General features: G+C 38.8%; 2 protein-coding genes and 1 pseudogene. All 3 read right to left on the bottom strand.

Annotation, left to right across the window (positions count from 1 at the left end; translation table 11 throughout):
* Positions 1-1,259 (bottom strand): chloride channel protein (locus QZ359_RS04615; RefSeq protein ID WP_293963320.1); only part of this gene is annotated, 1,259 nt, incomplete at its 3' end.
* Positions 1,253-1,489 (bottom strand): annotated as a pseudogene (locus tag QZ359_RS04610) (purine-nucleoside phosphorylase); the annotation flags it as partial. The gene QZ359_RS04615 and the pseudogene QZ359_RS04610, both read right to left, overlap by 7 nt.
* A 298-nt stretch (positions 1,490-1,787) precedes the next feature.
* The coding region (locus tag QZ359_RS09505) for a thiol-activated cytolysin C-terminal domain-containing protein (protein ID WP_365967320.1) at positions 1,788-3,504 on the bottom strand (1,717 nt) is incomplete at its 5' end.

Genomic DNA, 3,504 nt, shown 5'->3' with positions numbered 1-3,504 from the left:
TTCTGACACAGTATGCTAGCCCAAGAAAAACGGTCTAATATTTTTGCAAATTCATAGGCTAAAACAGCTGTTACTAAGAGATACGGAAGAGAATCTATACCTAGCCCAGTGAAACCTATTACTAATCCAGTTGCAGACCAGGGAGCCCTCAAGGTCACAGACAAAAAGCAAACAGATCCCATAAGCAAAATGCTTGGCTGGCTATCCCCACCTAGAATCATTCCAAAGAGAGCAGCTCCAGCCATCCCCAAGGCAAAAGATGGCGTAAGTGTACCACCATAGGCCCCTGCCCACAGAGTAATAAGAACGACCAGTGCTTTTAGGATAAACAAGAGGAATACTGTTTTGCCATCGCTACCATTCAATACTTCCTGAGCCATCATACGTCCATTTCCAAGTAGATGTGGAAAATAACTTGCCAACCCAGCAAGAAAAAGAAAAGCTGTAGGCAATGTGAGAAGTATTCGTTTATCTTTTATTCTGTTTGAAGACACTTCTTTACTCAAGCGACCAAAAAGCCAAGCTAGTGGGGTTAAGAAAAGAAGTAATAAGGGAATAATCCACGTTTCCTTTAATGACCATGTTATCGCTGGAATCTGGTAGAGAGCCTGATCTGAAATAACCAAGCCTGCTGTATAGGTTGACACATAGGTAGTCAAACCGACTAAGATAAATCGTTTAATAGATAGAGCAATTCCTAGAGTTTCAAAAACAAAGAAGACACTTGTTAATGGAACCTGATAGACAGCTGCTAAACCAGCACCAGCACCACAAGCAAGGAGAAAGATTTGATCCTTCTTAGAGAGAAAACATATTTTTCCAATTGGTCCTGCAAATAGAGTTCCAATCTCTCGTGGCGCAGCTTCTTTACCAATAGGTGCTCCCCCGCCAACTGCAATAATCTGCCAAATTGAATGAAATAGCTGTCTTAAAAAATGAAGTTTGTATTGTGAAATCTCATCCTTCATCTGTGCTTTAATGGAAAAAATCTGTGATTCTTTTTGCAAGAAATACCAGACCAAAGATGAGCTGACACCCACGATTATTAAACTTAATCCTATCCGCGAGGAGGAAACTCCATCTGTCAAGAATACAGTTTGATGCTCTGATTGACCAAAAGCTATCCCCTCTATCATCTTTAAAAGATAATGTAACAAAATACCAGATAAACCTGAAACTATTCCTTGCAAAATGACTGCTAGGAATAATTTAAGATTATAAGGGATTTTCTGAAAAATACTCCTCAATTCTTTTAACATAGTAATAATTCAGCAAAAACGGTTTTAAGTAAGCCTTTAAAATCACCTTTAACACACTCAGTCACTTCTATAACCTCTCCGTGGTTAATCTCTTCTTTGAAACCAGTAGTATAGTTAGTAATACATAAACTTCCTAGAAGTTTCAAACCTGAGTAGGCTACAACAATAACTTCAGGAGCAGTTGACATTCCGACCACATCTGTTCCAAGCATCTTATAGGTACGAATTTCTACTCGTGTTCAAATCCAAACACGCGCTCTACCTTTCTGTTTATACTCTTCGAAAATCTCTTCAAACCACGTCAACTCTATCTGCAACCTCAAAACAGTGTTTTGAGCTGACTTCGTCAGTTATATCTACAGCCTCAAAGCAGTGCTTTGAGCAGCCTGCGGCTAGTTTCCTAGTTTACTCTTTGATTTTCATTGAGTATTCATTTTGTTCTTTCACAGAGAGCTACCTGAGTTCTATTCAAGCTCAGGTAGTACTTTCTTATAAACTAGACAAACTAACTGTCATTGTATCATCAGATTACAAGACATCATCGTCACTCACCTTGGAATTCAATGTCGTACCCCAATGAGTGATTTTCCGATGTGGTTGGGCGAGAAGAGGGCTGTTGTCATAGATTGTTTGCCATCTATTCCAGATAAGACCTGTTCTCTTTTCGATCTTAATTCGAAGATTTCTCATATTTTCTTTAATTGGGAGGTTGAGGACAAAACCTGCAGTCTGATTACGTCCATTTCCTTCCCAAGAATGACTTCGAACAACTGAATGACCATTTTTATCTACTGTAACTTCTTCCCAAGTTATAGAATAACGTGCAATGTAAGCTCCACTATGCTGAATAGTTAGGGTTTTATCTTTTACAGGAGTGTAATTTAACACTTGTACTGGCTTAGAAGTTGGTGTTGTCACAGCATTCTTAGCTATAAATCGAAATACTTCTACTTCAGCAAGACTGAGAGCTTGATTTTTCTGACGCAATTGAATACGGACACGGCGACCCAACTTGCCATCCAACTGAAGATCTAGACGATTTCCTTCTAAACGAGAAACATATTTTCTAGTAACTTCTGTCCCTTTTTCATCATATAAAATCACATCAAAATCTGCCAAACGTTTGGAAAGTTCGCCATCTCCACGATTATAAAGACGGACAAGTCCTACCTGTTCTGTACGACCTAAATCAACTTCCCACCAAGGCTGATTTTCAAATTTTGTATGAGTAATTGATTGCTGGCTGTAGTTACTATTGGTATTTCCATCTAGAGCACGACTAGCATCTCCTCCAAACTCGGTAGAACTTTGGCGTGCTTGCTTTTTCCATGCGATATTCTCAGCACGCAAGACTTGAACTTCTGCGAGACTGAGAGCATTGTAACCATCTAACTCAATACGGACAAAACGAGCTTTTTTATAGTCAATTGCAATTTGTGCAGAGATATCTTTCAGAGATGCAATGCGCTTTCTTTCAATTTCTTTTCCAGAACTATCTAAAAAAATCACATTAAAATTGGTAAGCCTATCCTGAGCAGTATCTGTTCGATTATAGATATTGATTTGACGAATCGTTTCTTCCTTGTCTAAATCGACTTGCCACCAAGGTTTAGATTGAAACTCTGTATGCGTTACAGAATGATGAGCATAATTCCCATCAACTTTTCCATCTACAGCCCTTCTAGCGTCACCTCCAAAAGCTGTCGAACTTTGGGTAACCCGTTTCCCTAGAGCTATATTTTCAAGAGGTTCAGCGCTTGGTTGACTAGATGACAGAGGGACTTGTTGTTTCTTAAAGAAAGAAATTTTTTCCAGTTTTGGATCACGGTAACCCTGCTTGTCCAATGTTGTTCGTTTTCCAATATTAAAGTTTGGAATATCATTCATGCGGCTTTCAAAATAGCCACGCGAACGGTGTTTAACATTGGCACTTCCTGTAGATGTCACAACATCACTATCATTTTGTAGCACAGATGTAACCACATTGTCGTTATCCACTACATAATGTTTAATTTTTCCATTTACAGCAAGCTTCCGACTTTCTAGTCCTACATCCCAGAAACCATTTTTGGCATTCCAGATTGTTCTTGAAGTAATGACCTTAGGTGCATTAAATGTTGTCACTTTTTTCAAAACATTATTATAAAAAGTAGGATATTTCTGATAAGCTTCAACTGCTGCTATTTGAGCTAGATAGCCTCCTAGTGAATGGCCTGTCATATACAGCTTGGTAATGCTGTAATCC

The sequence above is a fragment of the Streptococcus sp. genome (genome assembly GCF_019414905.1).
In the GTDB taxonomy this organism is placed as follows: domain Bacteria; phylum Bacillota; class Bacilli; order Lactobacillales; family Streptococcaceae; genus Streptococcus.
This window is presented reverse-complemented; position numbering and strand designations above follow the sequence as displayed.